The organism is Micromonospora coriariae, assembly GCF_900091455.1.
GTDB lineage: Bacteria > Actinomycetota > Actinomycetes > Mycobacteriales > Micromonosporaceae > Micromonospora > Micromonospora coriariae.
In genome coordinates this window covers 6,061,307-6,088,214 of sequence record NZ_LT607412.1, presented here as the reverse complement: position 1 = coordinate 6,088,214, position 26,908 = coordinate 6,061,307, and the positions used below count along the sequence as shown (strand labels likewise).

General features: G+C 71.9%; 29 protein-coding genes and 1 riboswitch. Of the genes, 6 read left to right on the top strand and 23 right to left on the bottom strand.

Features of this window, described 5'->3' with window-relative positions:
• The first annotated feature begins 646 nt into the window (after positions 1 to 646).
• Positions 647 to 1,651 (top strand): tyrosine-type recombinase/integrase, encoded by a 1,005-nt coding sequence (locus GA0070607_RS28230; RefSeq protein WP_089020896.1) that lies wholly within the window; start codon positions 647 to 649, stop codon positions 1,649 to 1,651.
• 6 nt (positions 1,652 to 1,657) lie between these two features.
• On the opposite strand, the gene GA0070607_RS28225 is transcribed toward GA0070607_RS28230, so the two are convergent.
• The 3 genes from GA0070607_RS28225 to GA0070607_RS28215 all read right to left on the bottom strand — a co-directional run bounded on the left by GA0070607_RS28225 (position 1,658) and on the right by GA0070607_RS28215 (position 4,858).
• Positions 1,658 to 2,293, bottom strand: coding sequence for a fasciclin domain-containing protein (locus GA0070607_RS28225; protein ID WP_157743288.1), 636 nt, complete (start codon positions 2,291 to 2,293; stop codon positions 1,658 to 1,660).
• 95 nt (positions 2,294 to 2,388) lie between these two features.
• Positions 2,389 to 4,497, bottom strand: coding sequence for a M14 family zinc carboxypeptidase (locus GA0070607_RS28220; protein ID WP_089020894.1), 2,109 nt, complete (start codon positions 4,495 to 4,497; stop codon positions 2,389 to 2,391).
• Between the two features lie 190 nt (positions 4,498 to 4,687).
• Positions 4,688 to 4,858: a response regulator transcription factor gene (locus tag GA0070607_RS28215; RefSeq protein ID WP_408630925.1), complete on the bottom strand. Its 171-nt coding sequence runs from the start codon at positions 4,856 to 4,858 to the stop codon at positions 4,688 to 4,690.
• 19 nt (positions 4,859 to 4,877) lie between these two features.
• On the opposite strand from GA0070607_RS28215, the gene GA0070607_RS28210 reads away from it, so the two are divergent.
• On the top strand, positions 4,878 to 5,135 hold the full coding sequence (locus GA0070607_RS28210; protein WP_157743287.1) for a cation:proton antiporter regulatory subunit: 258 nt from the start codon (positions 4,878 to 4,880) through the stop codon (positions 5,133 to 5,135).
• Positions 5,136 to 5,175: 40 nt separating this feature from the next.
• On the opposite strand, the gene GA0070607_RS28205 is transcribed toward GA0070607_RS28210, so the two are convergent.
• Positions 5,176 to 5,955, bottom strand: coding sequence for an endonuclease/exonuclease/phosphatase family protein (locus tag GA0070607_RS28205; RefSeq protein WP_089020892.1), 780 nt, complete (start codon positions 5,953 to 5,955; stop codon positions 5,176 to 5,178).
• A gap of 195 nt (positions 5,956 to 6,150) precedes the next feature.
• Here GA0070607_RS28205 and GA0070607_RS28200 point away from each other — a divergent pair, with 195 nt between their 5' ends.
• Positions 6,151 to 6,924, top strand: a complete 774-nt coding sequence (locus GA0070607_RS28200; protein WP_089020891.1) for a sulfite exporter TauE/SafE family protein — start codon at positions 6,151 to 6,153, stop codon at positions 6,922 to 6,924.
• A gap of 10 nt (positions 6,925 to 6,934) precedes the next feature.
• Complete coding sequence (locus GA0070607_RS28195; RefSeq protein ID WP_089020890.1) at positions 6,935 to 7,705, top strand: GNAT family N-acetyltransferase; 771 nt, start codon at positions 6,935 to 6,937, stop codon at positions 7,703 to 7,705.
• On the opposite strand, the gene def is transcribed toward GA0070607_RS28195, so the two are convergent.
• Positions 7,702 to 8,211, bottom strand: coding sequence for a peptide deformylase (gene def / locus GA0070607_RS28190; RefSeq protein ID WP_089020889.1), 510 nt, complete (start codon positions 8,209 to 8,211; stop codon positions 7,702 to 7,704). The genes GA0070607_RS28195 and def overlap by 4 nt on opposite strands.
• A 31-nt stretch (positions 8,212 to 8,242) precedes the next feature.
• Positions 8,243 to 9,463, bottom strand: a complete 1,221-nt coding sequence (locus tag GA0070607_RS28185) for a chorismate-binding protein (protein WP_089020888.1) — start codon at positions 9,461 to 9,463, stop codon at positions 8,243 to 8,245.
• Positions 9,464 to 9,586: 123 nt separating this feature from the next.
• On the opposite strand from GA0070607_RS28185, the gene GA0070607_RS28180 reads away from it, so the two are divergent.
• Positions 9,587 to 9,787 (top strand): DUF5999 family protein, encoded by a 201-nt coding sequence (locus tag GA0070607_RS28180; protein ID WP_074310192.1) that lies wholly within the window; start codon positions 9,587 to 9,589, stop codon positions 9,785 to 9,787.
• A 123-nt stretch (positions 9,788 to 9,910) separates the two neighbouring features.
• Here the strand turns inward: GA0070607_RS28180 and gcvP are convergent, their stop codons facing one another.
• The 3 genes from gcvP to GA0070607_RS28165 all read right to left on the bottom strand — a co-directional run bounded on the left by gcvP (position 9,911) and on the right by GA0070607_RS28165 (position 14,955).
• Complete coding sequence (gcvP, locus tag GA0070607_RS28175) at positions 9,911 to 12,736, bottom strand: aminomethyl-transferring glycine dehydrogenase (protein WP_089020887.1); 2,826 nt, start codon at positions 12,734 to 12,736, stop codon at positions 9,911 to 9,913.
• A 71-nt stretch (positions 12,737 to 12,807) separates the two neighbouring features.
• Positions 12,808 to 12,906, bottom strand: a riboswitch (glycine riboswitch).
• 63 nt (positions 12,907 to 12,969) lie between these two features.
• The gene (locus tag GA0070607_RS28170; protein ID WP_089020886.1) at positions 12,970 to 13,827 is read right to left on the bottom strand and encodes an NAD-dependent protein deacetylase; all 858 of its coding nucleotides are present in this window, start codon (positions 13,825 to 13,827) and stop codon (positions 12,970 to 12,972) included.
• Between the two features lie 60 nt (positions 13,828 to 13,887).
• A complete protein-coding gene (locus GA0070607_RS28165) occupies positions 13,888 to 14,955 on the bottom strand; it encodes a MerR family transcriptional regulator (protein ID WP_089020885.1) in 1,068 nt (355 codons plus the stop codon).
• 114 nt (positions 14,956 to 15,069) lie between these two features.
• Between GA0070607_RS28165 and GA0070607_RS28160 the strand changes: the two genes are divergently transcribed.
• The gene (locus GA0070607_RS28160) at positions 15,070 to 15,747 is read left to right on the top strand and encodes an NAD(P)H-binding protein (protein ID WP_089020884.1); all 678 of its coding nucleotides are present in this window, start codon (positions 15,070 to 15,072) and stop codon (positions 15,745 to 15,747) included.
• Positions 15,748 to 15,954: 207 nt separating this feature from the next.
• On the opposite strand, the gene GA0070607_RS28155 is transcribed toward GA0070607_RS28160, so the two are convergent.
• The 14 genes from GA0070607_RS28155 to GA0070607_RS28090 form a co-directional block, all read right to left on the bottom strand.
• On the bottom strand, positions 15,955 to 16,653 hold the full coding sequence (locus GA0070607_RS28155) for a DivIVA domain-containing protein (protein ID WP_089020883.1): 699 nt from the start codon (positions 16,651 to 16,653) through the stop codon (positions 15,955 to 15,957).
• Positions 16,650 to 17,828, bottom strand: coding sequence for a globin domain-containing protein (locus GA0070607_RS28150; protein ID WP_089020882.1), 1,179 nt, complete (start codon positions 17,826 to 17,828; stop codon positions 16,650 to 16,652). The genes GA0070607_RS28155 and GA0070607_RS28150 overlap by 4 nt, the downstream gene beginning before the upstream one ends.
• A gap of 2 nt (positions 17,829 to 17,830) precedes the next feature.
• Complete coding sequence (locus tag GA0070607_RS28145) at positions 17,831 to 18,229, bottom strand: group I truncated hemoglobin (RefSeq protein WP_089020881.1); 399 nt, start codon at positions 18,227 to 18,229, stop codon at positions 17,831 to 17,833.
• Between the two features lie 355 nt (positions 18,230 to 18,584).
• Positions 18,585 to 19,181, bottom strand: a complete 597-nt coding sequence (locus GA0070607_RS28140) for a MerR family transcriptional regulator (protein WP_089020880.1) — start codon at positions 19,179 to 19,181, stop codon at positions 18,585 to 18,587.
• 194 nt (positions 19,182 to 19,375) lie between these two features.
• Positions 19,376 to 19,840 (bottom strand): bifunctional nuclease family protein, encoded by a 465-nt coding sequence (locus tag GA0070607_RS28135; protein WP_007460347.1) that lies wholly within the window; start codon positions 19,838 to 19,840, stop codon positions 19,376 to 19,378.
• A 184-nt stretch (positions 19,841 to 20,024) separates the two neighbouring features.
• Positions 20,025 to 20,726 (bottom strand): transcriptional regulator FtsR, encoded by a 702-nt coding sequence (gene ftsR, locus GA0070607_RS28130; RefSeq protein ID WP_172899233.1) that lies wholly within the window; start codon positions 20,724 to 20,726, stop codon positions 20,025 to 20,027.
• 50 nt (positions 20,727 to 20,776) lie between these two features.
• A complete protein-coding gene (gene odhI, locus GA0070607_RS28125) occupies positions 20,777 to 21,229 on the bottom strand; it encodes an oxoglutarate dehydrogenase inhibitor Odhl (protein ID WP_007071101.1) in 453 nt (150 codons plus the stop codon).
• A 214-nt stretch (positions 21,230 to 21,443) separates the two neighbouring features.
• Positions 21,444 to 21,824: a glycine cleavage system protein GcvH gene (gcvH, locus tag GA0070607_RS28120; RefSeq protein WP_089020879.1), complete on the bottom strand. Its 381-nt coding sequence runs from the start codon at positions 21,822 to 21,824 to the stop codon at positions 21,444 to 21,446.
• 60 nt (positions 21,825 to 21,884) lie between these two features.
• Positions 21,885 to 22,865 carry a DUF881 domain-containing protein gene (locus tag GA0070607_RS28115; protein ID WP_089020878.1) on the bottom strand — a complete coding sequence of 327 codons (981 nt, stop codon included), beginning with the start codon at positions 22,863 to 22,865 and terminating at the stop codon, positions 21,885 to 21,887.
• Between the two features lie 11 nt (positions 22,866 to 22,876).
• On the bottom strand, positions 22,877 to 23,209 hold the full coding sequence (locus GA0070607_RS28110; RefSeq protein WP_089000302.1) for a small basic family protein: 333 nt from the start codon (positions 23,207 to 23,209) through the stop codon (positions 22,877 to 22,879).
• Positions 23,206 to 24,147, bottom strand: coding sequence for a DUF881 domain-containing protein (locus tag GA0070607_RS28105; protein WP_089022158.1), 942 nt, complete (start codon positions 24,145 to 24,147; stop codon positions 23,206 to 23,208). The genes GA0070607_RS28110 and GA0070607_RS28105 overlap by 4 nt, the downstream gene beginning before the upstream one ends.
• Before the next feature lie 56 nt (positions 24,148 to 24,203).
• Positions 24,204 to 24,836, bottom strand: a complete 633-nt coding sequence (locus GA0070607_RS28100; protein WP_089020877.1) for a CDP-alcohol phosphatidyltransferase family protein — start codon at positions 24,834 to 24,836, stop codon at positions 24,204 to 24,206.
• Positions 24,837 to 25,131: 295 nt separating this feature from the next.
• A complete protein-coding gene (locus GA0070607_RS28095; RefSeq protein WP_089020876.1) occupies positions 25,132 to 25,596 on the bottom strand; it encodes a MarR family winged helix-turn-helix transcriptional regulator in 465 nt (154 codons plus the stop codon).
• Positions 25,597 to 25,652: 56 nt separating this feature from the next.
• A complete protein-coding gene (locus GA0070607_RS28090) occupies positions 25,653 to 26,831 on the bottom strand; it encodes a PP2C family protein-serine/threonine phosphatase (RefSeq protein WP_089020875.1) in 1,179 nt (392 codons plus the stop codon).
• Positions 26,832 to 26,908: the final 77 nt, after the last annotated feature.

Sequence of the window (26,908 nt, the reverse complement as noted above, 5' to 3'; positions counted from 1 at the left end):
CGGTGGGGGACCATCAACAACCCCGAGGCGTCGGCACGGGTGACCCACATCCCGCGCGTGAGCCGCGCGCATCGGCACGCTAGACACGATTCCGGTCGACGACAGTGCGGAGCACACCCCGCACTGCGCGTGCAGCCGAATCATCACGCCGGCACGGAAGGTGCAGGGGGCAGGGCCGGACGCAGCCTCGGTGGCCCAACTCAATGAGAAGACTCGAGAGATGGCCCAAGTTGTTGAGAATGGCCCAGGTCAAGTGAGAAACGACATGTGGACCTGTACACATCAACCGGCTGGGTCTCGTTCGTGCCAGCCCAACAGTTCCGATTCGATAATGTACATTATGTAAAGTAGACGATCCGCGAGGACTCTTGTTCCCCCCGTGCGGCCGGCGTTCACCCCCCGCACTCGCGAATCTTGGGACAGTTGCCGTTACCGGTGAACGGGAACTGTTCAAGATCTCCATATCCGGGCTCCCTGGCGGTGGCGCTGGAGGTCTGATGGCGCCCTGCCGCTCGGCGATCACGCTGCTGGCTTCTCGCACGGGCTGGATCCCGATGCTCCCGGTCGGTACGCACCCCGCCGGGGTTCGGACATGCTCCCCTCTCCCCCTTGCCGCCCAACGCGAAAAACATGCATAATATCCCTTATGCATGACAAACGGGACGAATCGCTCGAAGTGTTGATCGAGGAGTTCCTGACCGCCCGGGCCACCCGCAAGCCCTCCCCGCACACCCTCGCGGCGTACCGGCGGGACCTGCACGCGGTGGCCACCCTGATCGCCGAGGAGGTCACCACTCCCCTCCCCCGTGATTCGCTGTCGATCAACGATCTCTCCCCCCGGGTGATGCGGGCCGCGTTCGCCCGGTTCGCCGCACCCCGGGCCCCCGCGTCGGTGCATCGGGCCTGGTCCACCTGGAACAGCTTTTTCACGTTCCTCGTCGCGGACGGGGTGGTGGCAGGCAATCCGATGCCGGCGGTGGGCCGCCCGCGCGCGCTGCTCCCCCAGCCGAAGCCGCTGCGCGGGGCGGACACCCCCGAGCTGCTGCTCGCCTCGGCCGCGCGCGACGACGGCCGGCAGCGTGACCCGTGGCCGGAGCGGGACGTGGCGGTGCTGGCGGTGGCGCTCTGCGCCGGGCTGCGGCTGTCGGAGCTGTTGGCGCTGCGGGTCGGATCGCTGGCGGGTCGGCCTGGTGAACGGCGGGTCGAGGTGGTCGGCAAGGGTGGACGGCCCCGGGTCGTGCCGATCGAGGCGGATCTGGACCGGGTGCTGGTGGACTACCTGGACAGTCGGGTGCGGCGCTTCGGGTCGCGGTCGGTACGCCCGGACTCGGCGTTGCTGGTGGACCGGCGGGGTGAGCCGCTGCGTCGCGGCGGGCTCCAGTATCTGGTGGAGTCGTGCTACCGGCGGGCGGGCATCGGTGACCGGGTGCCGCGGGGTGCGCGGTTGCACGCTCTGCGGCACACGTTCGCGACCCGGTTGGCCGAGGACGGGGCGAGCGCGGCGGAGATCATGCGGTTGTTGGGGCATGCGTCGTTGGCGTCGTCGCAGACGTACATCGAGGTGACGGCTGATCAGCAGCGCGACGCGGTGCGGGCCAACCGCACCAACCGGGCGTTGGCCGCTCTGGGGGCGGTGGACCGGGCGCGGTGAGCGCGGTCAGTGGGCCCGCTGGTCGGTGTCGTCGGCGGTGGTGGGCAGTGGGCCGAGGACCGCGTTGATGATGTGGATGCGCGCGTTGGTGGCCTGGTAGTCGGCGCAGACCGCGTCGGCCCGGTCGTTGAGGCGGGCGGTGGGTCCGGTGCGCGCGAGGGTGACGGTGGCGCCGTCGAGGGTGGTGGCGGTGCCTGCGGTGACCAGTTCGTCGATGGGGTGGGTTCCGACGATCAGGTGCGCCTTGAGCAGGGTGCGCAGCTGGTCGGTGTGGCGGGCCATCAGGTCGTCCCAGTTGTCCTCGGAGAACTTGGCGGCGAAGGCGTCGTCGGAGGGTGCCAGGACGGTGACGGCTGTGCCGGTGGGCAGGTCGGCGAGGACGCCGCTGGTGCGCAGGGCCGCCTCGAACGTGGTGAGGGTGGGGATCCACCGCAGTGCCTGGTCGACGGGTTGGCCGGCGAGGAAGGTCGGGTTTCCGGGGTCGGCGCCGGTGGGCAGGGCGGCGCAGAGTGGTCCGGTGACGTGGGGTGCGCTGGTGCTGCTCGGTGGTCTCGCGTCCGTTGTGGCGGTGGCGGTGCAGGCGGCGGTGGCCAGCAGCAGGGCCGGCACGAGGAGGCGGAGAGCGCGAGACGGGTTCGACACGGCGGGCTCCACGGGTCGGGGTCGGTGGGTGGGGTGTGCCGGCGGCGCGGGCGTGGTGCCCGCGCCGCCGGCACGCCGGCTCGACTAGCTGACGGTCACAGTGCCGCGCACTGGGTGGTGCGCGGACCGTGCACGGTGTTGGCGACGCCGAGGTTGATCGGGGTGGGGCTGTTCGCGGTGCAGCTGAGCGGGCCGCGGATGGTGTTGCCGGCCAGCAGGGGTGCGTCGGTGCCGGTGGTGTTGCCGGTCAGGCTGACCGGGCCGGCGACCGTGACGTCGATGATGGAGATCGCGTCGGTGGTGTTGGTGATCTGGAGCGGGCCGTTGACCGTGCTGTCGGCGAGGAGGACGCCGGCGGCGCGGGTGGCGCTGACCGGTCCGCTGATGGTGGTTCCGGTCGCGACGAGTGCCGCGCCGGCCCGGACGGTGATCGGGCCGTTGATGGTGGCGTCGGCGGCGCAGGTGAAGCCGGAGACGACCAGTGGTCCGTTGCGTCGGCCGGTGAGGGTCGGGTAGACGCGTTCGCCGTCGGTCAGCTTCTCGACGCCCTTCGTGTCGAGGAGCAGCGGGATCAGGCCGCGTTCGGGCTGGTTGAGCGGGACGTACCAGCCGTCGTCGGTCTTGATGACCTTCCAGCCGTGTGCGGCGATGCGCTGCGCCACGGTGGTGCCCACGCCGCCCGGTCCGTCGGTGCGTGCGCCGTTGTACTGCTCGTCGGTGAGCTTGTAGGCGCAGGGTGCGTTGTCGAGGATGAGGTCGGCGCGGGGTGCGTCCAGCGACGGCGGGCTGTCGCCGGGGTGCGGGGCGGGGTGGGCGGGGATCGGTCGGGAGCCGCGGAAGACCAGGCGGCCGGTGTTGGCGGCCTGGATTTCGATGGACTCGGCGCGGGAGGTGAGGATGTCGCCGCGGTCGGCGCGGTGGTAGTCCAGGAACTGGTGGAAGGTCCACAGGGCCGAGTAGGTCTTGCGGCGCCGGTTGTTGGCGGTGTTGCCCTCGTCGGGTCGGGTCTGCCCGCCGGAGCTGCGCAGTTCCAGCAGGGAGTTGGCGACGTTCTTGAGGCCGAGGGTGTTGCGCAGGATGGTTTCCTCGCTGAGGCCGACGTTGCCGCCGCCTTCGCAGCCGTAGGGGCAGGCCCACCAGCCGGCTTCGGCGCCCTTGGCGTACATGTGTCCTTCGATCATGTCCTGGGACTGGTCGAAGATGGGTTGGGCGACGTTCTGGTGTCGAGGCGGCAGCATCGGCAGGTCGCCGGCGCGGGAGTTGCCGTACTCGTGGCCGTCGTAGCCGGCGACGGGTCGGTAGTCGCGGACCATCTTGATGTACGCGGCGGTCTCCGGCTGGCGGATCAGCGAGTAGTCACGGTTGAGGTCCTGGCCGGTGGAGTTGCCGCGGGTGTTGGCGGCCCGGCCGTCGCCGTTGATGGTGGGGACGATCAGGACGGTGGTGTGGCTGAGCAGGTCCGTGATCCGGGGGTCGGTGCTGAAGGCGAGTTGCCGGGCCATGATGAGGCAGGCTTCGCGGTCGCCCGGTTCGTTGCCGTGCACGTTGCAGTTGATGGCCACGGGTGCGGTGGCGGCGACGGTCTCCGGGGTGGCCGCCGGGGTGGGGTAACCGATGACCATCATGTTGATCGGTCGGTTCTGGACGGTGCGGCCGAGTTCGACGACGCGGACGCGGTCGCTGAGGGCGTCGATGGCGGCGGTGTAGGCGTACTCGTCGGTGTCGCTGGTGTACTGCGCGGCGTGGGCGGTTTCCCACTGGGTCCGCAGTTGCTCGCCGGGGGTGCCGGGGTTGCCCCATGGTGCGGTGGTGGTGGCGACGATCGGGTCCGAGTAGGGCTGTTCGGTGGTGCCGGCGCGGGCGCGTACCCGCCATTGGAACGTGTCGCCGGGGTTGAACCCGGCGTCGGCGAAGGTGGGTGCCTGTTGGTTGATCTGGCGGTTGGGGCGCCAGATGCCGACGATGGTGGGTGCGCCGGTGGGGGTGCCGTTGGCGTCGACGGCGGTGCGTTCGATCTGGTAGTCGGTGGCGCCGTCGACGGGTTGCCAGGCGAGGGTGGCGTACCCGTCGGCCTGGCGGATGGTGAGGTTGGCGACCTGGTTGGGTTCTGCCGCGCTCTGGGCGTTGGCGGGGGTGGGTGCGACGGTGAGGGTGATGGCGAGGAGTGTGGATATGGCGATGACGGTGGGTCGCTGGCGTCTCATGTGGCCTCCGACTAGTTGATCGTGGCGCGACTCGACCAGCATGATTGTCGGAGTTCGTCGATGCAATGATCTTGAGGGAATCTTGCGGCTGGGCGTCGCCTCTCCCCTGGCCGTTCGGCCAGCCCAGCTCCGCGCTCACCGGCTGGGACAGCGGTGTGTGCCGGGCGTGGCTTCGGTGGTGGAGGCCTGGTCAGGGTTCGATGAGGCCTGCGCGGATGGCGTATCGGGTGAGGTCGAGCCGGTCTCGTAGGCCCAGTTTCTGCAGCAGGTTGCTTCGGTGTCGCTCGACGGTCTTGACGCTGATGAACAGCAGTTCGGCGATCTCCTTCGAGGAGTGTCCTTCGGCGACGAGTTTGAGGATCTCCTCCTCGCGTCCGGTGATGGCTCGTTCGGGTACCGGTTCGCCGATTCCCGCTGGCAGCGACTACGACGGCCGGCCCCTGGACAGCCTCGGCACCGACGCCGCCGTCGTCGCGATCCTGCGCGACGGCCACCGGATCCTCAACCCCGACATGCGGCGGACCCTGCGGTACGGCGACACCCTGGTCACCGTCGGCACCCGCACCGCGATCGACCACCTCGGGCGCGTCATCGCCGGTTACGTCACCGGCGGCGGGGCGACGACACGAAAGGCGTGAGCGGTGCCGGCCGTCCCGTTCGCGGCGGTGGCGTCGACTCTCAGCCGAGGTCGACCAGCAGGGGCCGGTGGTCGGAGATGGCGGACAGCGGGGTGGTGACCGCGCGTACCGGTGGGAGCTGCTCCAGGGCGTGCCGGTCGGCGAGGATGTGGTCGAGTTGGACGCGGGGCTGCCCGGCGGGGTAGGTGGGGCGGCGGCCCAGGGGGCGCCAGCCGGAGATGAGGCGGGCCGCGCCGGCGGGCAGGTTGAGATCGCCGAGCAGGACACGGGGAGAGGGCAGCGCGCGCAGGGCGCGGATGGTCTGGCGGAGTTGGCGGGCGTTCCAGCCGGGGACGAACGACAGGTGGGTCGCGGCGACGGTGAGCGGCCCGTGCGGGGTGTCCAGGACGGCGGCGAGCACGACGCGGGGTTCGTCGTGCAGCAGGACGAGGCCGCCGCCGGGGCCGGGCACGTACACCGGGGAGCGTACGGGTGCGGGCTTGAGTCGGGTGACCTGCCAGCTGCGTACGGGGTGGCGGCTGATCAGGCCGATGCCGTAGCAGGGTTCGCCGTGGCCGTCGTCGTCGTGGCGCAGGGGGCGGAACTGTTCGCCGGGGGTGCCGACGACGGCGGCGGCGAAGCGGTGGTGGGGTGCGTCCAGGGCGCGGGCGGCGATGGCGGTGAGGTCGAGGTTGCCGCTGCGGCTCTGGTCGCGGTCGACCTCCTGCAGGGCCAGCACGTCGGCGTCGAGGGCGCGCACGGCGGCGGTGAGTCGGTCCGGGTCGACGAGCCCGTCGGTCAGGGATCGTCCGTGCAGCACGTTGAAGGTGGCCAGGCGCACCCCTGCACCCTACGTCCCCGTGGCAGGGTTGCCGGGTGGTGAAACTGCTGCTGTGTTCGGTGCTGGTGTTCGTCGCGGTGGGCGCGTTGGGGGTGTGGTTGCGGCGGGCGCGGGGTCGGTGACGTGCGGGGGCGCGAGTGAGGCTGGCCACTTCGGTACGGGCGGGGCGGGGCGGGGTGGGCAGAATTGCCGCCCGTGGACGCCGTATCGCTGAGCACCCTTCTGGCCGCCGCGGCCCTGGCGGGCTGGGTCGACGCCGTGGTCGGCGGTGGTGGTCTGCTGCTGTTGCCGGCGTTGCTGGTGGCCGCGCCCGGGCTGCCGGTGGCCACCGCGCTGGGCACCAACAAGCTGGCCGCGATCTTCGGCACGGCCACGGCGGCGGCGACGTACGCCCGGCGCACGAAGGTCGACTGGCGGGTGGCGGGGCCGGCGGCGGGCGTGGCGGTGCTCAGCGCCGGGGTGGGTGCCGCGCTGGCCGGCGCGGTGCCGGCGTCGGCGTACCGGCCGGTGGTGCTGGTGGTGCTGGTGGCGGTGGCGGTGTTCGTGCTGCTGCGGCCCCGGCTGGGGGTGGTGGCGGTGCCGCGGCGGCGGACGCCGGTGCGGGTGGCGGCGGTGATCGCGGTGGCCGGGGTGGGCATCGCGCTGTACGACGGGTTGATCGGTCCGGGCACCGGCACGTTCCTGGTGCTGGCGTTCACCGCGCTGGTGGGTGCGGATTTCGTGCACGGCTCGGCGATGGCGAAGGTCGTCAACGCGGGCACGAACCTGGGTGCGCTTGTGGTGTTCGGGGTGACCGGGCACGTGTGGTGGCTGCTGGGCGCGGGGATGGCGGTGTGCAACATCGCCGGCGCCGTGCTGGGGGCGCGGATGGCGTTGCGCCGCGGGTCGGGGTTCGTGCGGGTGGTGCTGCTGGTGGTGGTCGTGGCGTTGGTCGCCAAGCTCGGCTACGACCAGTGGCTGGCCCGGTGAGCCGGCGCTGATGCCGGTACGCGCGGAGCACGACCGGGCCGTCCTGGCGGAGCTGCTGGGGCGTGATCCGGTGCTGCACGCCTACCAGTTGGGCGACCTGGACGACTTCTTCTGGCCGTACACCTCGTGGTTCCGCCGGGGTGAGCGGGTCGTGTTGCTGTATCACGGGGTGGATCCGCCGACGCTGCTGGCGTTCGCGACGCCGGCGGACACCGCGGCGCTGGCGGCGTTGCTGGCCGAGGTGGCGCCGGTGCTGCCGGCCCGGTTGTACGCGCACCTGTCCCCCGGGCTGGCCGACGCCCTGGCCGGGTCGTTCCGGCTGGATTCCGGTGGCCGGCACCACCGGATGGCGTTGACCGACCCGGCCCGTCTCGCGCAGGTGCGCCCGGCGGGCGTGGTGCTCGGCGCGGCGGACCTGCCGCCGCTGCGCCGGCTGTACGCGCGGGCGTACCCGGAGAACTGGTTCGATCCGCGGATGCTGGACACCGGGCAGTACGTGGGGGTGCGCGACGGCGGTGAGCTGCGGGCGGTGGCGGGGGTGCACGTGTGGTCGCCGGCCTACCGGGTGGCGGCGTTGGGCAACGTGACGACCGATCCGCGGTGGCGGGGGCGGGGTCTGGGTGCGGCGGTGGTGGCGGCGCTGTGTGCCCGGCTGCGCGAGAGCGTCGCGCACGTGACGCTGAACGTGAAGGCGGACAACGCGGCCGCGGTGCGGCTGTACGAGCGGGTGGGTTTCAGCCGGGTCGCCGACTACGACGAGTGGACGTTGACCGCCCGTTAGCGGCGGCGACTCGGTGAGTCGAACCGGCCGGCGCGGATCTCGCGCAGGGCGCGGCGGCGGATGTCTCCGCGCAGGGTGTCGACGTAGAGCGTGCCGCGCAGGTGGTCGGCCTCGTGTTGCAGGGCGCGGGCGAGGAAGCCGCTGCCGGCGATGGTCAGCGGTTCGCCGTGCTGGTCGACGCCGTGGGCGGTGGCGTGCATGGCCCGCTGGGTCGGGAAGTACAGGCCGGGGATGGACAGGCAGCCCTCCTCGTCGTCCTGGCGTTCCTCGGACAGCTCGAGGGTGGGGTTGATCAGGTGGCCGCGGTGCCCGTCGGCGTCGTAGACGAACACCTGGGCGCTGACCCCGATCTGCGGGGCGGCGACGCCGGCCCGGCCGGGCGCGCCGAGCAGGGTGTCCATCAGGTCGGTGACCAGGGCGCGTAGTTCGGCGTCGAAGGTGGTGACCGGTTCGCACGGGGTGCGCAGGACGGGGTCGCCGATGATCCGGATGGGCCGCATGGTCATGCCGGTCAGCGTATCGCCGGTCGCGGCGGGTTCAGCGTCCGGCCAGGGTGGCGCGGATCGGGGCGGTCTTCGCGGCGGCCTCGGCGACCTCGGCGCCGGGGTCGCTGTCCCAGGTGATGCCGCCGCCGGCCCAGGTGTGCAGCCGCTCGCCGTCGGCGGCGGCGGTGCGGATGGTCAGGCCGAGGTCGATCCGGCCGGGGGCGACCCAGCCCAACGCGCCCATGCTGGCGCCCCGGCCGACGGGTTCGAGGGCGTCGATCCGGGTCAGGGCGGCGAGTTTCGGCGCGCCGGTGACCGAGCCGCCGGGGCAGGTGGCGCGCAGCAGGTCGGCCAGGCCGAGGCCGTCGGCGACGGTGGCGCTGACGGTGGACTCGGCCTGCCACAGGTCGCACCAGCGGCGTACGGCGAACAGGTCGTCGACGCGGACGCTGCCGGTGCGGGCGATGCGGGCCAGGTCGTTGCGTTCCAGGTCGACGATCATGATGTGTTCGGCGCGTTCCTTGGCGCTGGCGAGCAGTTCGCCGCGGCCGGCGGGGGTGGCCGGGCGGGTGCCTTTGATGGGTCTGGTGGTCAGCTGCCCGGCGGTGACCTCGACGAGGGTCTCCGGTGAGGCGCAGCCGATGGCCCAGCCGTCGCCGGTGAGCACGCCGCCGTAGCGGGCGCCGGGCAGTGCGCCGAGGCGGCTCAGGGCGGGCAGCGGGTCGCCGGTGTAGCGGGCGGCGGCGTGGCCGACGAGGTTGGTCTGGTAGACGTCGCCGCGGCCGATGGCGGCGCGGACCGCGTCGACGGCGTCGGCGTGCTGGCGTGGGGTCCAGCTCTCGGTCCACTCACCGAGCCACCAGGGCGCCGGCGGGCCGGGCGGCGTGACCCGGGCGGCGCCGTGGTCGTAGACGACCACGGCGAGGTCGGGCAGGGCGGGTGCGGGGTCGGGCGCTCCGGTGGGGGCGCCGGCCAGCTGGGCCCCGGCGGCGGCGGACAGGTAGAGCGCGGCGCCGCAGGCGCCGGTGGCGGGGTGCGCGGGGGCGGGCCGGGTCAGGTCGTGCAGCGGCAGGCCGTGCGCGGCGAGGAACTCCTCGGCGAGCGCGGCGGGATCGCCGCCGTCGGCGCGGCGCCACTGCAGGCGGGCCCGCTCGACGAGCGCGCCCCGGCAACCGGGGGGCGTCGCGGGTGCATCGACCGATGCAGCCGGGGCGCGGTCTGCGGCGTACACGTGTGGGAGCGTTTCCACGCCGTACGGCCCAACCTTCCTCATCCGTTCAGTGGATTTCCCGCGAACCAGACCGGCACCTGCTCGATGCTGGACACTTTCGCTTGGTACTGTGCGTCACTGGTCATGTGAACCATGACACAGTGCCCCCACAGTCCGGAGAACCCGATGTGCCAGCACCAACCGACCTGCCCCTCTGCCGAAGCCATCGACCGGGAAGCCGCCCGCGTCCTCGCCTGCTTCCCTGAGCAGGGCTGGAGCCTGCTCTGCAACGGTGTCATCGTGTTCGAGGACACCGGCGAGCTGCTCCCCGACGGCAGCAGCATCGCCCCGCACCGCGGCCCCGCCCGACACGCCCTCGTCGCCTGATCGACCACTCAGCGTCACCGAATCGCCGCCGTCGACCCAGGCTAGTCCCCCGGTACGGGACGTCCCCGCCCAGGTCGGCGCGGCTGCCGGGGCGGCCACACCGCCCGCCCCGGCATACCGCCGTCAGTCCTCGAAGGCCTCCGGCGACGGGCACGAGCAGACCAGGTTCCGGTCGCCGTACGCGCCGTCGATGCGCCGCACCGGCGGCCAGTACTTCCCGGCCCGGTCCACCCCGGCCGGGTACGCGCCAACCGACCGCGGGTACGGGTGCGCCCACTCGTCACCGCTGACCATCGCCGCGGTGTGCGGCGCGTTCGCCAGGGGGTTGTCCCCGGCCGGCCACTGCCCCGACCCGACCTGGTCGATCTCCGCGCGGATCGCGATCATCGCGTCGCAGAACCGGTCCAGCTCGGCCAGGTCCTCGCTCTCGGTCGGCTCCACCATCAGCGTCCCGGCCACCGGGAACGACATCGTCGGCGCGTGGAACCCGTAGTCGATCAGCCGCTTCGCCACGTCGTCCACGCTCACCCCTGTCGCCTTCGTCAGCGGCCGCAGGTCCAGGATGCACTCGTGCGCCACCAGGCCCTTGTTGCCGGCGTACAGCACCGGGAAGTGCCCGCGCAGCCGCGCCGCCACGTAGTTCGCCGCCAGCACGGCGACCCCGGTCGCCCGGGTCAGCCCCTCGGCGCCCATCATCCGCAGGTACGCCCACGGGATCGGCAGGATGCCCGCCGACCCGTACTTCGCCGCCGAGATCGCCGGCGTCGCGTCGACGTGCGCGCCCAGCGGGTCACCGGGCAGGAACGGCGCCAGGTGCGCCCGGACCGCCACCGGACCCACACCGGGCCCGCCGCCGCCGTGCGGGATGCAGAACGTCTTGTGCAGGTTCAGGTGCGACACGTCCGCGCCGAACTTGCCCGGCTTGGCGAACCCGACCAGGGCGTTGAGGTTCGCCCCGTCGACGTACACCTGCCCGCCGGCGTCGTGGACCTTCGCGCACAGCGACGCGATGCCCGTCTCGTACACGCCGTGCGTCGACGGGTACGTCACCATGATCGCGGCGAGCGCGTCCCGGTGCTTGTCGATCTTCGCGTCGAGGTCGACCAGGTCGACGTTGCCGTCGTCGTCGCAGGCCACCACGACCACCCGCATGCCGGCCATCACCGCCGACGCCGCGTTGGTGCCGTGCGCCGAGGACGGGATCAGGCACACGTCGCGGTGCGCCTCGCCGCGGCTGCGGTGCCAGGCCCGGATGGCCAGCAGCCCGGCCAGCTCACCCTGGGAGCCGGCGTTGGGCTGCACGCTGACCGCGTCGTAGCCGGTCACCTCGGCCAGCCACGACTCCAGCTGACCGATCATCTCCCGGTACCCGGCGGTCTGCGCGTCCGGGGCGAACGGGTGGATGTGCGCGAACTCCGCCCAGCTGACCGGCTCCATCTCGGTGGTCGCGTTGAGCTTCATCGTGCACGACCCGAGCGGGATCATGCCCCGGTCCAGGGCGTAGTCGAAGTCCGACAGCCGCCGCAGGTACCGCAGCATCGCCGTCTCCGAGTGGTGGCTGCGGAACACCGGGTGGGTCAGGAAGTCGGTCGTCCGGGCCAGATCGGCCGGCAGGGCCGCGTCCACGGCGCCGTCGAACGCGGGCACACCGAACGCCGCCCACACCGCCGCCAGGTGCGCGACGGTGGTCGTCTCGTCGCAGGACACACCCACCCGGTCGGCGTCGACCAGCCGCAGGTTCACGCCCCGCTCGGCGGCGGCGGCCGCCACCACCTCGCCGGCCCGCCCGGGCACTGTCGCGGTGACGGTGTCGAAGAACGCGACGTCGTCGACGTCCACGCCACCGGCGCGCAGCCCGGCCGCGAGCCGCGCCGCCATGGCGTGGGTACGCTCCGCGATGTTCCGCAGCCCGTCCGGGCCGTGGTAGACCGCGTACATGCCGGCCATCACCGCGAGCAGCACCTGCGCGGTGCAGATGTTGCTGGTCGCCTTCTCCCGCCGGATGTGCTGCTCGCGGGTCTGCAACGCCAGCCGGTAGGCGGGGTTGCCGTCCGCGTCGCGGGACACTCCGACCAGCCGGCCCGGCAGCATCCGCTCCAGGCCCGAGCGCACCGCCAGGTAACCGGCGTGCGGCCCACCGAAGGCCATGGGTACGCCGAAGCGCTGGGTGGTGCCGGCGGCGATGTCCGCGCCGATCTCCCCCGGAGCGCGCAGCAGCGTCAACGCCAGCAGGTCGGCCGCGACGGTGACCAGGGCGCCGACGGCGTGCGCGGCCTCGACCAGCGCCCCGTGATCACGGACCGCGCCGGACGCCCCCGGGTACTGCAGGTGCAGGCCGAAGAACTCCGTCGGCAGCTCGTCACGCTCGACGTCGAGGACCCGCACGTCGATGCCGAGCGGCTCGGCCCGGCTGGTGATCACCGCGATGGTCTGCGGCAGCGCGTCGGCGTCGACCACGTACACCGCGCTCCTGCTCTTCGACGCGCGCCGCGCCAGGGTCATCGCCTCCGCCGCGGCGGTGCCCTCGTCGAGCATCGACGCGTTCGCGGTCGCCAGGCCGGTCAGGTCGGTCACCATGGTCTGGAAGTTCAGCAGCGCCTCGAGGCGGCCCTGGCTGATCTCCGGCTGGTACGGCGTGTACGCCGTGTACCAGGCCGGGTCCTCCAGTACGTTGCGGCGGATCACCGCCGGGGTGTGCGTGCCGTGGTAGCCCAGCCCGATCATCGACACGGCGACGGTGTTGCGCGCCGCCAGGGCCCGCAGCTCGGCGATCGTCTCGGCCTCCGTGGCCGGGTCCGGCAGGTCCAGGGTGCCGTGCCAGCGGATCACCTCGGGGATCGCGGCGTCCATCAGCTCGTCGATCGAGCCGTGCCCGACGACCTCCAACATCCGGCGCTCATCGTCCGGGCCGGGACCGATGTGACGGGTGGCGAACTGCTCTGCGGTCATGGCGGGCACTCCCGGGACGAGGTCGACGGATCGGCCTCCCCCTCTGTCGCGCCGCGCAGCGCTCCACAGTGCCTGCCCACGAGGTCCTTTTGCCTGAGAGGTTCCGGGGAGGATTTGCCCCTTCGGCGCCGCCCCGGGTGCTGTCGGGCGGTCTCTCCCACGTGGGTGGTACCGGCATGGTCAACGCTACCAGCGCCGGTGTTTCCGGCAGATGTCCTACCCCCGGGCGGCCGTCACACCCCGGCCGCGGTGGCCACCGCCGCGCCGCCGGTGACCCGGTCGGCCAGCGCCGGCAGCAGCGCCCCCAACGGCGCGTCGACGCACACCGTGGCGTACCCGTCACCCCGGGTCGGCCCCTGGTTGACGATCGCCACCGCAATGCCCCGTTTCGCGGCCCGAATCACGAACCGGCGGCCCGACATCACCGTCAACGACGACCCGAGCACCAGCACCGCCCGAGCCTGCTCCACCAGCGCGAAGCAGCGCGCCACCCGCTGCGGCGGCACCGTCTCACCGAAGAACACCACGTCCGGTTTCAACATCCCGGTGCCGCAGATCCCGCAGTCCACCGGCCGGAACGCGGCCACCTGCTCATCCGGGAGATCCACGTCACCGTCCGGGTTCACCGCGGCGACCCGGGCCACGAAATCCGGGTTGGCCTCGCGCAGCCGCCGGTCCACCTCCTCCCGGGAGGTCAGGTTGCCGCAGTCCAGGCAGGTCACCTCGTCCAGGCGGCCGTGCAACTCGACCACCGGATCGCTGCCCGCCGCGCCGTGCAACCCGTCGACGTTCTGAGTGATCACCGCGTCGACCAGGCCGGCGTGCTGCAGCCGCGCCACCGCCCGGTGCCCGGCGTTCGGCGCCGCCCGGGCGATCAACCGCCACCCCAGGTGGCTGCGCGCCCAGTAGCGCCGCCGCGCGACAGGATCGCGGGTGAACGCCTGGAAGGTCATCGGCGTGTGGCGGCGGGCCACCCCGCTGGGCCCCCGGTAGTCCGGAATACCTGACTCGGTGGACAGGCCGGCCCCGCTGAGCACCACCACCTGACCACCGGCCACCAGCGAGGTCAACACGTCCAGGCTCTCCGTCACCCCTCCATGCTGCCTCAACGCACCCGCCGCCGCCGAACCCCCGCACGCCTGTGGTGGCGACTACACCGCGACGACGTCGGCGATGACGCAGGCGATGTTGTCCGGCGCCCCGTGCGCCTGAGCCAGATCGATCAGTCTCCGCACCGTGTGCTCGGGATCGGTCGCCGCACTCAACGTCGACCGCAGGTCGGCACGATCGACGACGGCGGACAACCCGTCGGAGCACAACAGGTACCGATCACCGGTCAGGGCGGCGCGGAGCGCGAGATCCGCCTCGACCTGCGGCCCGGCACCGAGGGCACGCACCAGCACAGCGCGCTGAGGATGCGCGGCGGCCTGGTCGCGGTCGAGCCTGCCCTGATCGACCTGGGCCTGCACCCAGGTGTGGTCCTGGGTCAGCAGGGACAGCTCACCGTCGCGCAGGAGGTACGCCCGGGTGTCACCGACGTGCACCAGGGCCAGCTGGGAGCCGCTGCGCAGCAGCGCGGTCAGCGTGGTGACCGGCTGGTGGTCACCGCTCGCCAGCGCGCGCACGGTGCGGTCGGCGTCGGTGACCGCACCGGCGAGCATCGTCAGCAGGTCAGCGGTCGGCGCGTCGGTGAGCTCCAACGGTTTGAGGGCGTCGATGGCGGCAGCGCTGGCGGCAGCGCCGCCGGGTCCTCGCATGCCGTCAGCGACGGCGAGCAACCGCTCGCTGGCGTACGCGGCGTCCTCGTTGCTGTCCCGCACGAGCCCGGTGTCACAACCGGTGGCGTAGCGCACGGCAACGGTGGGATCGGGTTGGAACATGGTGGCACCCCCTTCGGACAGGTGGTCCACGAGGATGGTGGCGAGCCGGGCGCGAGCCGCGGTGTCCACGGACACCTGCTGCCAGTACGCGGCGATCGCCTCAGCCGCCGCCGCGGGCTCCAGGGCACAAACGACGCGGATCCGCGCCAGTGGCATGCCGATGCGACGGAGCTGCGCGACCAGCCGGGCCAACGGCAGCTGAGCCGGGTCGTACAGCCGGTATCCGGACTCGGGATCGACAGCGGCCGGCAGCAGGACACCCACCTGGTCATACAGGCGCAACGCCTTCGGCGTCAGTCTCGCCGCCTGGGCGAACGCCCCGATGGTCAGCAGCCCCACGTCGACATCCTCCTCGTGCCGGTCACGGCGACCGGCACAGACCAGGCTGGGGGTTGCCCGAAGGTCAAGGTCAAGGGGACCCGAGCCGCCGCGCGCCGCCGGTAGGTTGGGCGCATGCGTGTTGTCATCGCCGGAGGTCACGGCAAGATCGCCCTGCTGCTGGAGCGTTCCCTCGCCGCGCGCGGCGACACCGCCGTCGGCCTGATCCGCAACCCCGACCAGGCCGCCGCGCTGCGCGCCGCCGGCGCCACCCCGATTGTCTGCGACCTGGAACGCACCGACGTCACCGACCTCGCCGCCCACCTCGACGGCGCCGACGCGGTGATCTTCGCCGCGGGCGCCGGCCCCGGCAGCGGCGCCGCCCGCAAGGACACCGTCGACCGGGCCGCCGCCGCGCTGCTCGCCGACGCCGCCACCCACGCCGGTGTCCGCCGCTACCTGCTGGTCTCCTCCATGGGCGTGGACGACCCACCGGCCGCCGGCACCGACGACGTGTGGGCGGCGTACCTGCGCGCCAAGCGGGCCGCCGAAGACGACCTGCGCGCCCGCGACCTGGACTGGACGGTGCTGCGACCCGGCCGGCTCACCGACGACGAACCCACCGGACGCGTCACCCTCGCCGCACACGCCGGGCGGGGCGCGGTCACCCGCGCCGACGTCGCCCTGGTGCTCGTCGCGCTGCTCGACGCACCACGCACCGCCGGTGAAACCCTGGAACTGGTCAACGGGCCGACACCGATCACCGACGCCGTCCGCGCCATCACCGCCGGAGCGCGACCCGGCACACCCTGACGGCGGGCCCACCGCCGCACCGACGCGAGGAGAGCACTGCCCGCGCAGGCACTGGACCACCGTTTCACCGCGCCGATCGAGAAGGACGGCGCCTTCACGAGGCCGGCGCGCAGGTAACGTTCCACCTCGACGAACGCCTCAGCTGACCGCGGCACGACCGACGCCCGCCCGGGTGGGGTCCGCCGCGCGGCGGACCCCACCCGGGCGTCACCTCTGCTGCTGGTGCCGTGGCAGCGCCGTCTGCCCCGCCGCGCCGACCGCGAACGGCGCCCCCGGCGTCTCCTTCGCGATCCGGTCCATGGTGCGGGCCAACTGCTCGCTGCCGTCGTCGAGATGCCGCGCCGCCGCCTGCATGTGCGACACCATCATCTCGCCGAAGATCCGCAACGCCTCCCGGGTGGCCACCGTGTCGTCGAAGCTCGACCCGGCCGAGCTGCGGTAATCCGCCACCGCCCGCTCGGCCTCCTGCTTCGCCTCCTCCGCGGCCGCCTGCATGTAGCTCTCGTACTGCACCCGGGCGTACTCGGCGACCCGCCGCGCGTAGTCGTGCGCCTGCGCGATGATCTGCTCCGCCTCCCGTTGCGCCGCGGAGAGCAGATTCACCTCCTTGGCCGCCGGCATTTTCGCCGCCGCGCCGGTACTCGGAATCACACCGTGCCGGTGCAGCTCCACCCGGTCGTTGAGCCGCTCGTTCTCCGCGCGCAGGTGCGCGACCTGCGTCGCCAACAGGTCCAGCTCATCGGCGACCTGCACCCGGAACCGGTCCACGTCGGCGTTGTCATAACCACGCCGGCCGAACGACGCCGTGCCGAACTCCCACCGCCGGACCCGGTCCGCGGTCATCCGCACCTGCACACCGCCGGCGATCTGCACACCGTCGTACCGGCTGATCGGGGTCGCGCTCACCGAACACCTCCGGAATTGTCACCGGCGGTCGACTGCTCCACCGCCGTACGCCAGGCCGGGCCGTACCAGTGCTTGCCCAGGCCCTCGTGGTGCACCTGATCCGAGTGGTAACCCGCCCGGACCAACGTCTGCACCGCATGCGAAACCATCTCGTCCGACCCGCACACGTACACGTGCCGGGAGCGCCAGTCACCGTCGGCCAACGCCCGGTCCACGGCGTGCACGAACTCCCCCGACCGGTTCAGGTCGGCACCCACCACGTAGGTCACCGTCAACCACGGGTACGACGACGCCAACTTGTCGATCGCGTCGCTGTCGTAGAACTCGCTGCGGGAGCGGGCCCCCACATACAGGTCCACCCGCCGGCGGGAACCCTCCGCGGCGACCTGCTCCACCAACGCCTTCACCGGCGCCCAGCCGGTGCCCGCCGCCAGCAGCAGCAGGTCACTGGAACCCGCCGCCCACAACGACAGCCGATCCCCCACCGGCGCCGCCAGGTGGATGCCGTCACCCACCGCCGAGCCGTACACCAGCCGCGAGGACACCGCGCCACCCGGCGCGGCCCGCACGTGCAACTCCAGGGTGCCGTCCGTGCGCGGCGCGTTCGCCGGCGAGTAGTACCGCCACGAGCGCACCGACGGATGCGACACCCCGATCGACTGACCCGGAGTGAACGGCAGCAGGTACTGCGGGCGCACCGTCAGCACCGCCACGTCGAACGCCCGCCGCTCGTGCGCGACGATCTCCGCCACCCACCACGGCGGATTCACCGTCTCCGCGGCCTGCGCGGCCTCCATCATCACCTGCGCGACCAGCCCGTACGCGGCCGCCCAGTCCTGCGCCAACTCCTCGGTCCACTGCTCGGCCAGGAAGTGCTGCAACGTCGCCAGCAGCGCCTCACCGACCGCCGGGTAGTGCTCCGCGCGGACCGCGAACTTGCGGTGGTCCGCGCCGAGGTCCCGCAGGAAACCCATCAGATGATCCACCTGGTCCACGTTGGACACGATGTGCCCGAGCGCGGTCACCAGCCGGTCCCGCTGCCCGGCCATGTTCGTCGGGAACATCTGCCGCGTCTCGGGATGAGACAGGAACAACGTCGAATAGAAATAGAGCGGCACCTGGTCGCCGTGCCCGGCGACCAGGGACCAACTCTGCTTGAGTCGAGCCGCGTCCACGGTCAGACGCCCGGACGGTTCCCGGCGGCCACCACCTGGTCCTGCACCTGCCCCAGCACCGTCTGCACGTCGGCCAGGATGTCCGCCGGCACACCCAGCTCGGTCAGCGTCACGATCAGGTGCTCACCCACCTTGACGTAGTGCTCCACCGGAATGTTCAGCGGCTGGTGCGCCTCGGCCAACCCGCGGCCGGCGTACTCGTTCGGACCGCCCAGCACCGCGGTCAACATCAACGTCAGGTGCCGCCGCTGACCCGGCATGTTCACATCGGCGAAGTAACCCGCCAGCGCCGGGTCGACGAGCACCTTGTCGTAGAACAGCTCCACGGCCGCCTTGACCGAACTGGCACCGCCGATGCGGTCGTAGTGCGAGGCGGGAGCGGTTTCTTCGGTAACCGTCACGGTCGTTCCTTCCGGGATGGACAGTCGCGCGGGGTCAGCGCGGAGGGGCAGTGGACCACCGGAGCGACATCGTCATGCCACGGCGCCACACCGGGGACCGTGGGCGACCATAGCGTGTCGACGCGGTCCGGCGAGCGCCCCCCTATCGGATTCCCGACAACAATCCGCCACAGAGCGTCATCACAGCCGACAGCGCCGTCCACAGTCGGCAACCGCCCCGACACTCACTGTGGATCACTACGGTGCCCACCGGGCAGCGAGGAACCACCGACCTGACGCGCAGTCACCGACCGGCAGCGAAAAAAATAAACATGAAAACCGGGCGAGTCGACAGCCCGGGCGGCCCAACCAGCCCTCAGCCGGCCCGGCGCCGCGCCCGCCGCGCCGCCAACTCGTCGCCCACCGGATCCGACCCCGACGCCACCACCGGCTCCACCGGGCCGCTCGTCGCCGGCTCAGCCGGCAGATGCGACAACGAACCCTGGATCTCCTTGAACGCCCCACCGATCGCGATCCCGAACACGCCCTGGCCGCCCTGCAACAGGTCGACCACCTCCTCCGGGGACCGGCACTCGTACACCGTCGTCCCATCGGAGATCAGCGTGATGCCAGCCAGGTCCTCCACCCCACGCGACCGCAGCGCCTCGATCGCCTTGCGGATGTTCTGCAGGGACACCCCCGCGTCCAACAACCGCTTCACGACCTTCAACACCACCAGGTCACGGAACGAGTACAACCGCTGCGTCCCCGAACCCGAGGCGTCCCGCACGCTCGGCACCACCAGCGCCGTCCGCGCCCAGTAATCCAACTGCCGGTAACTGATGCCCACCGCGTGACACGCCGTCACACCCCGGTAGCCCACCGAACCGTCACCCTCAGTCGCCACACCCGGCGACGCCACACCCGGCTCGTCCAACTCCGTACCCGGATCAGGATCCCGTGGCTCGTGCATCCGGACAACCTCCCCGTCAGTGTGGCGACGCGTCGTTTCCGGGACGCGCACCCCTCGACACGGCAACCCTATCGCCACCCTCAGGGGTTACCACGGAGGAACCGACGCGACACGCCGCGCAGCCACCGAGAAAGATCACCAGAGCGCCAAGGATCACCCACCGTGACGCCGCACGAAAGACCGGGCAGACCGGCTCAGCCCGCGAAGTCCTCCGGACGCACCTGCTCCAGGAACTCGCGGAACTTCTCCACCTCGTCCTCCTGCTCATCGGGGATGACGATCCCCGCTTCGCTGAGGACCTGCTCGGCACAACGAATCGGCGCACCGACCCGCAACGCCAACGCGATCGAATCGCTCGGCCGCGCCGACACCCGCACCCCGTCGCCGATCAACAGATCCGCGTAGAAGACGTTCTCCTTGAGCTCGGTGATCTCCACCGCCTGCAAAGGCGCCTGCAACGCCGCCAACACGTCCCGCAGAAGATCATGCGTCAACGGTCGGGCCGGCTTGACCCCCTGCTGCTCATAAGCGATAGCCGTGGCCTCGACCGCGCCGATCCAGATCGGCAGATAGCGGTCGCCCTCGACCTCCCTGAGCAGGACGATCGGCTGGTTGCTGGGCAGCTCCACCCGAACTCCGACCACGCTCAGCTCGCGCACCGCCGCCTCCGTGTCGTTGTCACCTACGCCGCACCGCGCCCTTCCCTGCACGGTACACGGACCGCGACACGGCCGTCCCATGCGCTACAGCACCACGCCCGCGCCAGAAAGGGGTTACCCCGGCAAGCCTACGGCACGCTTCCCGGAAGAGATCTTTCCGCTCAGCCGCCACCCGCCGGGCCCCTCACCGACCCAACGTCGAGCGCAATCCCACCCGCACCAACGCGGCGTGCAACTGCTCCGACAACGCCACCAACTCCCGCGCCGTCTCCGCCGCCCGCGCCCGCGCCGCCGGATCACTCTGCCGCGCCAACGGCGCCACCAACTGCGCGAACAACCCGACCTCACGGTCCGCCGCCGTCCGGTAACCCCGCAGATGCCGCGGCTCCAACCCGTACGCCGCCAAACCCGCCACCGCCGACGCGATGATCAAGGCATCGCCGTCATACCACCCCGGCGGATCCGACACCAGCACACCCAGGCGCTCCAGCTCGGCCAACGTCGACTCGTCGATCCCACTGCGCGCAACCAGATCAGCCCGGCCGAGCCGCACCTGCGACGACTCGGCCGGCTCCGCCGACTCCCGACCCGGCACCGCACCATCAGGGCCCACCGCGACCAACGCCGGCCGCGACCGCCCCGGCTGCTCACCGGACGAGTCCCACTCCGCCAACTGCTCACGGATCACCCGCAACGGCAGGTACTTGTCCCGCTGCGCGGTCAACACGAACCGCAACCGCGCCACATCGTCCCAGCTGTACTTCCGGTAACCCGCCGCCGTCCGCTGCGGCTCGACCAGCCCCTCGGCCTCGAGGAACCGCAGCTTCGAAATCGTCGTGTCCGGGAAATCCACCCGCAACTGCCCCAGCACCTCACCGATGCTCATCAGCGGCTGGGACCGGGCCGCCCCGGGTGGCGTGGAGGCCGCAGGCTCGTTCACCCCCGGCCGGCCTCCTCCTCCGGGCGCGGACCGGCGATGAACACCACCCGGAACTTACCGATCTGAACCTCGTCACCATTGCTCAACGTGGCCGCCTCGACCCGCTCACGATTCACGTACGTGCCGTTGAGGCTGCCAACGTCCCGCACCGTGAACGTGCCACCGTCACGGTGGAACTCCGCGTGCCGCCGCGACACCGTCACGTCGTCGAGGAAGATGTCACTGTCCGGGTGCCGGCCACTCGTCGTCACATCGTGGTCCAACAGGAACCGGGCACCCGCATTCGGGCCGCGACGAACCACCAGCAGCGCCATACCCGGCGGCAACGAACCGGACATCCGGCTCGGCACCACATCGGTGTCCGGCCCCTCCAGCACTTCGTCGAGCGAACCGAGATTGAGCGTCGAAGTGACGTCGAGCGGGGGGAACTCGTCGTCTGGGCGCGTCATGGGACCACCTCACGGATCTGTTCGGTCGGCGTCGGGTAATGGCGGGTCTGGCCGCCGGGCACTTGAACACCCGGCGGCTGGCTCCCCGTGCCCGGGAAGGCAATTCCGCAACGCTCAACTATTGGGTTCTCGGTCGACTGGGCGAGCCTAGCCAGCGCCGAAATGCAGGGCAACCGGACGCGCGCAGACATCCCACGCACCGGATCAAGCACACTCAGCCTTCGGTGATCTTGCGGTACGCGCCCGCCGTCAGCAACCCGTCCACCGCGGTCGGATCATTCGGGGTGATCTCCACCAACCAACCCGCACCATACGGCTCCGTGTTGATCAGCTCAGGCGTGTCCCCCAGCGCCTCGTTGCGCGCCGCCACCGTACCGGCCACCGGGGCGTAGATCTCCGACACGCTCTTGGTCGACTCGATCTCACCCAACGAGTCACCGGCCGCCACCACCGCACCAGCCTCGGGCAGCTGCACGTACACGATGTCACCCAACGCGTCCTGCGCGAAGTGCGTGATGCCGACCCGAACCGAACCGGTGCCGTCACCCGCCACCCACTCGTGCTCGGCGGTGTATCGCAGATCCTCGGGAATCACCAGATGCGTCCTTCATCCATCGGTGCCCCGGACCACCCGGGCCCGGCGCGGCCGCGCCGGTCAGGAGACCGGACGGGCGTGTTCCAGCTTGATCGGCGCGTGCAGCGCCGAAATCTCGACAACCCCACGCTCCTCAACCGTCACGTTACCGCCGTCACGCTGGACCGACGCGACCACCCCACCGGGAATGTTCAACGCCGTACGCATCGTCGCCGGATCACCGATCACCGTGATCGTGTACGGCGCCGCCAACCGACGCCCCTCCACCACCAACGACCCGTTCTCCCCATCCAGGAAGTAGGTCGACGCGATGATCCGCGCCGTCGCCCGATCACTCCCGGAAATCTGCATCGCCTCCGCGCCCGCGCCCCGTAGCTCCTGCACCGCGTCCAACACCTGGTCCGCCGAGATCGGCTCACCGCCGCCAGCGTCGAACCGCACGGTCAAGCCCGGCCCCGTCGCCGGCAACGTCCCCGCCAAGATGCCCAACTCGTCCGCACGCCGCGTCGCCTCGTCCAGCGCCGCCTGCCGCCCCTGCTCACCCGAACGCAACTGCCGCTGGCTGTCCTCCAACGCCCGGATGTCCTGCTGCAACCGGTTCTCCCGGGCATCCAGGTCCGACAGGATCCGCACCAGGTCCTCCTGCCGCGTCGCCCCCAACGTCGGATCCGTCGACGTGGTCTTGAGCTGCACCACCAGCGTGAAGCCCAGCAACGCCAACAGCGCCACGATCATCACCCCGGCCGTGCTCCACCGGAACCGACCCGACGCCAGCGACCTCGCCGACGCCACCGGCTCCTCAGCCGACCCCGACATCTCGCTCAGGTCCGCCGTAGCGCCCTCGTCGACCGACGCCACCGCCGAATCCTCATCCGGCGGCTCCGGCGCACCCTCCGCCGGCCCCTGCGGCGCCAACGGGCTCAACTCGTCCGGATCCGGCGCGTCCGGTCGCGGATCCGGCTCACCGGCCGGCCCACCCGGGCGCACCGGACCCGCCGGCTGCGGCCACCCCGTACCCGTCTCGGTCTGCTCGTCGCTCATCGCTGACAAACCTACGCCCGGAACAGGTGCCGACGGATCGCCGCCACGTTGCCGAAGATGCGCACCCCCAGCACGACCACCACACCGGTGGACAACTGACCGCCCACCCCCAACTGGTCACCGAGATACACGATCAGACCAGCGACCAGCACGTTCGAGATGAACGACACCACGAACTGCTTGTCGTCGAAGATCCGATCCAGCTTCGCCCGCACCCCACCGAACACCGCGTCCAACGCGGCCACCACCGCGATCGGCAGGTACGGCTGCAACGCCGTCGGCACGGTCGGATCGAGCCACACGCCGAGCACCACACCGGCGAGCAACGCCAGCACCGCGATCATCGGCCACCTCCGGAGGGGCTAGAGGTCGGCCCCGAGCCGGACGGCCCGGGACTGCCGGAACGGACACCCGACGCGGAAGGGCTCGGACTGACCGACGGCTTGGCGTAGCGTAGCTGCGGCTCCGGAGCCGCCGGCAGGGTGAGGTCCTCCGCCTCCCGCACCCCGAACGACATGCCGGTCTTCTGCGAAACCTCCCGCATCAGCGCCGCGCTCCGGCTGGCCTCGAACCGTCGCTCCAACGAGCCCGGGCCGATCGCCGACACCTCGTACGGACCGGTCACCGGCCGGAAGTCCACCAGGATCGTCTCACCCGCCAACCGGATCGTCGACGTCGAGGTCAACCGCTGCCCATTGATGGCGATCGCCTCCGCGCCCGCGCTCCACAACGCGTTCGCCACCCCCTGCAGGTCGGTGTAGAGCACCCGCGGCGGCCCGGCGCCCGCGCCGGTCACCGCGTCCTGGTTGCCCGGCGCGTCGGCCAGCCGCACCACCACGCCGTCCCCGCGCACCCGTCCCAGCCCGGTGCTCGCCTCCAGGTTGCGCAACTGCGCCGCGGCCGAACCGCTCAACGCCGCGTCCCGCTGCCGACTGACCTCCTCGCGCAGCTCGTCGGCGCGCACCGAGAGCCGGTCGGTCTCGCTCACCCGATCCTTGATCTGCGCCACCAGCCCGGAGCGTGCCTTGCTGCGCCCCGGCTCGTCCGCCATCGTCTGCCGGTACGCCACCGCGAAGAGGAAACCCAGCACCACCACCACGACCAGGCTGACCGAACGAGCCGGCCAGGCCCGCCACCCCTGCGGCGCCTCGGGCGACCGCGACCGCCTGGCGGCCGCCGCGTCGGCGTACCCCGGGTCGAGCGGGTTGCGGAACAGCTCGGTGAGGAAGTCCGGCGCGTACACCCGCTCCGGCCGGTTACCCCCGGGCCGCGGGGCGCTCACGCCAGCACTCCGCTTCGCCGCGCTGCTGGGCTCGATGGTCCGCTCGCCGCGCTCGCTCACGCCGCCGCTCCCGGGTCGCGTGCCGCCCGCACCAGCCGGGCCGCCTGCACGACGTACATTCCGCCGGCCACCCAGTAGAGCACCAGCCCCCACCAGGCGAGCCCCCAGCCGATCGCGGCGGCCGCCGTCGCCACACCTGTCGACGCGGTGGCCAGCAGCAGCACCGGGAACGCGGCGAGCAGCAGGAACGTGGCGCTCTTGCCCACGTAGTGCACGGGCGGCGGCCCGTATCCGTGGCGGCGCAGCACCGCCAGCGAGCCGAGCAGCAGCAACTCCCGCGCCAGCAGCGCCGCGGTGAACTGCCACGGCACCACCTCCCGGGCGGTGAAGGCGAGCAGCGTGGCGAGGATGTAGAGCCGGTCGGCGAGCGGGTCGAGCAGCTCCCCGAGCCGGCTCACCTGGCGCAGCCGGCGGGCGATCCAGCCGTCCACCCAGTCGGTGGTGCCACCGATGGCCAGCACGACGATCGCCGCCACGTCCGCACGGGCGACCAGGAACAGGTAGAGGAAGAGCGGCACGCCCAGCAACCGCCCGAAGCTGATCAGGTTGGGCAGGGTGAGCACCTGGTCACCGGGAGTCTGGTCACCGGTGTCTCGCGGATGCTCTGCCCGAGCCGGCCGACGCGACACCGAACCTCCTCCGCGGCACGCCCCGGCACCCGGCCGACGTCGGGCGCGGCGGAGGTCGTACGCGCTGTCGGGCCGGCCACCGCCGGCTCCCCTGCGGCCCCGGACGGGACCTCTTCCCTGACGCGGCCCGCGATCTCGACGATCGCGGGCCGGGTGAGTGCGCTGCCACTATATCGGGCTCCCGCTCCCGCCCCGGGTGCCGCCGCCCGGTGTTTGGTGCGGCTGTGCCGCACTGTGGCGTGGGTCACCACGCGTAGGGCGTCCTAGGATACTAGTGAACGGGTTGGGTACGGCGTCAGGCGGTGCGCACCGCGGGGTCGGTCTGCTGGTCCGGCACCGTCTGGGTCGCCGCCCGCCCGAACGCGAGCAACGCCAGCAGCAGGTCGTGCTGCACCCGCGGCGGCATCCGGTCCAGAACGGCCTGTACGGCGTGCTGCCGCCGTTCGGCCAACTCCCGCAACAGGGCCTGCGCGGCGGCGGTCGGCACCAACCGCACCTCGCGCCGGTCCCGTGGATCGGCCACCCGGCGCAGCAGCCCGGTCGCCTCCAGCCGGTCACAGAGTCGGCTGGCGGACGAGGGCACGACGTCGAGCAGCTCCGCCAGCCGGTTGACGTTGGTCTCGGTCCGGCTGCTGATCAGCGTCAGGACCCGCAACTGGGTGGGCGGCACCTGGTGTCGCGACGCGGCCGACTCGAGCACGGCGATCAGCGTCTCGGCCGCAGTGTCGATCGCCGAGGCGAGATCCGCAGGTCGCTCCACCCGATGTCCCCTGCCGTCGTCGCGCTGGTGCCCGCCCGGTGCTGCGGCGGCGACTCTCACCCGCCGTCCCGATCGCGCGGACCGTGCCAGTCCAGGCAGACCACGACGGCATCGTCGCGCAGATCGGAGTCCACGTGGTAGGCATGCAGTTCGCGCATCACCGTACCAACCGCCTCGGTCGCGGGCTGCAACCGCGTGGCGCGCAGGGAACGGGTCATCACCCGCTGCCCGTACGGCTCCCGGCCCGCCGGCTCGGCGGCCCACACGCCGTCGCTGACCACGAAGACACGGTCACCCGGTGCGAGCTGGAACTCCTGCAGCTCATAGCGAGTCTCGGCGAACATGCCCAGCGGCAGCTGCTGCTCCAGTTTCAGCGGCTCGACCGCCGCGCCCCGCACCCGGAACATCTGCGGCGACCCGGCGTCGACCGCCCGTACCCGCCCGGTGCCGGTGTCCAGCTCCAACAGCAGGGTGGCCACGTGTCGGCGCCCCCGGTGCTGGTAGAAGACCGTGTCCGAAGCCAGTTCCGCCTGCTCCACGAGGCCACCGCCGGAGCGGCGCGCGTTGCGCATCGCGTTCACTGTGACCGCTGTCAGCAGCGACGCGGCCAGGCCGCTGCCCTCGCCGTTGAGCACCGTCACGGTGAGCCGGTCACTGTCCAGCGACCAGTCGAAGTGGTCCCCACCGACGGTGTACGCCGGTTCGAGCTGGCCGGCCAGATGGAACGCGGGGTGCGCCACGCTGCGCCCCGGCAACAGGTCCCACTGCATCTCGGCGGCCATGGTCAGCCGCTCGCGGCGTCGGGCCCGGCGGTACCTGTCGGTCTCCCGGTCCGCGGCCCGGATCGCCATCGCCAGGGCACCGGCGATGTCGGTGGCGACGCCGGTGACGGCCGGGCCCGGTACGGCCGGCAGCTCGATCAGCAGCACACCCAGCCGCTCGCCCCACACGGTCAGCGGCAGGTAGAGCCGGCACGGGCCCTCCTCGACGGCGTCGCGTACCGGTTGCTGGCTGCTGAAACAGCGCTGCGCCACTGTGTGACAGGCCAGGAACCCGGCCGCCGGCAGGTCCGGATCCAGCACCGGCCAGAGCCCGCTGATCCGGTAGTCGGCGACGAACACGTCGGTGCGCACCGCCCCCAGCGTCGAGCGGATCGCCCGGTCCGCGGCCTCGGCCAACTGGTCGGGCGGGGCCTCGCGCAGCGCGCGCGACACCACGTCCGGGGCGTCCACCATTGTCGTCCTCTCCAGAAGCTTGCTGCAGGGCAAGCATCATACGGACGCCCACTGACCGCCCGTCGGCGCGGTCGCCG

Excerpts from the sequence above, each read along its gene's own strand:
- GA0070607_RS28160 (WP_089020884.1), top strand. The coding sequence starts at position 15,070 with ATGCGTGTTGTCATCGCCGGAGGTCACGGCAAGATCGCCCTGCTGCTG.
- GA0070607_RS28185 (WP_089020888.1), bottom strand. The coding sequence starts at position 9,463 with ATGAGGAAGGTTGGGCCGTACGGCGTGGAAACGCTCCCACACGTGTAC.
- GA0070607_RS28115 (WP_089020878.1), bottom strand. The coding sequence starts at position 22,865 with ATGAGCGACGAGCAGACCGAGACGGGTACGGGGTGGCCGCAGCCGGCG.
- GA0070607_RS28110 (WP_089000302.1), bottom strand. The coding sequence starts at position 23,209 with ATGATCGCGGTGCTGGCGTTGCTCGCCGGTGTGGTGCTCGGCGTGTGG.
- GA0070607_RS28230 (WP_089020896.1), top strand. The coding sequence starts at position 647 with ATGCATGACAAACGGGACGAATCGCTCGAAGTGTTGATCGAGGAGTTC.
- GA0070607_RS28210 (WP_157743287.1), top strand. The coding sequence starts at position 4,878 with ATGGCTCGTTCGGGTACCGGTTCGCCGATTCCCGCTGGCAGCGACTAC.
- GA0070607_RS28220 (WP_089020894.1), bottom strand. The coding sequence starts at position 4,497 with ATGAGACGCCAGCGACCCACCGTCATCGCCATATCCACACTCCTCGCC.
- odhI (WP_007071101.1), bottom strand. The coding sequence starts at position 21,229 with ATGACGCGCCCAGACGACGAGTTCCCCCCGCTCGACGTCACTTCGACG.
- GA0070607_RS28180 (WP_074310192.1), top strand. The coding sequence starts at position 9,587 with ATGTGCCAGCACCAACCGACCTGCCCCTCTGCCGAAGCCATCGACCGG.
- ftsR (WP_172899233.1), bottom strand. The coding sequence starts at position 20,726 with ATGAGCATCGGTGAGGTGCTGGGGCAGTTGCGGGTGGATTTCCCGGAC.
- GA0070607_RS28195 (WP_089020890.1), top strand. The coding sequence starts at position 6,935 with ATGCCGGTACGCGCGGAGCACGACCGGGCCGTCCTGGCGGAGCTGCTG.
- def (WP_089020889.1), bottom strand. The coding sequence starts at position 8,211 with ATGACCATGCGGCCCATCCGGATCATCGGCGACCCCGTCCTGCGCACC.
- GA0070607_RS28090 (WP_089020875.1), bottom strand. The coding sequence starts at position 26,831 with ATGGTGGACGCCCCGGACGTGGTGTCGCGCGCGCTGCGCGAGGCCCCG.
- GA0070607_RS28140 (WP_089020880.1), bottom strand. The coding sequence starts at position 19,181 with ATGCACGAGCCACGGGATCCTGATCCGGGTACGGAGTTGGACGAGCCG.
- gcvP (WP_089020887.1), bottom strand. The coding sequence starts at position 12,736 with ATGACCGCAGAGCAGTTCGCCACCCGTCACATCGGTCCCGGCCCGGAC.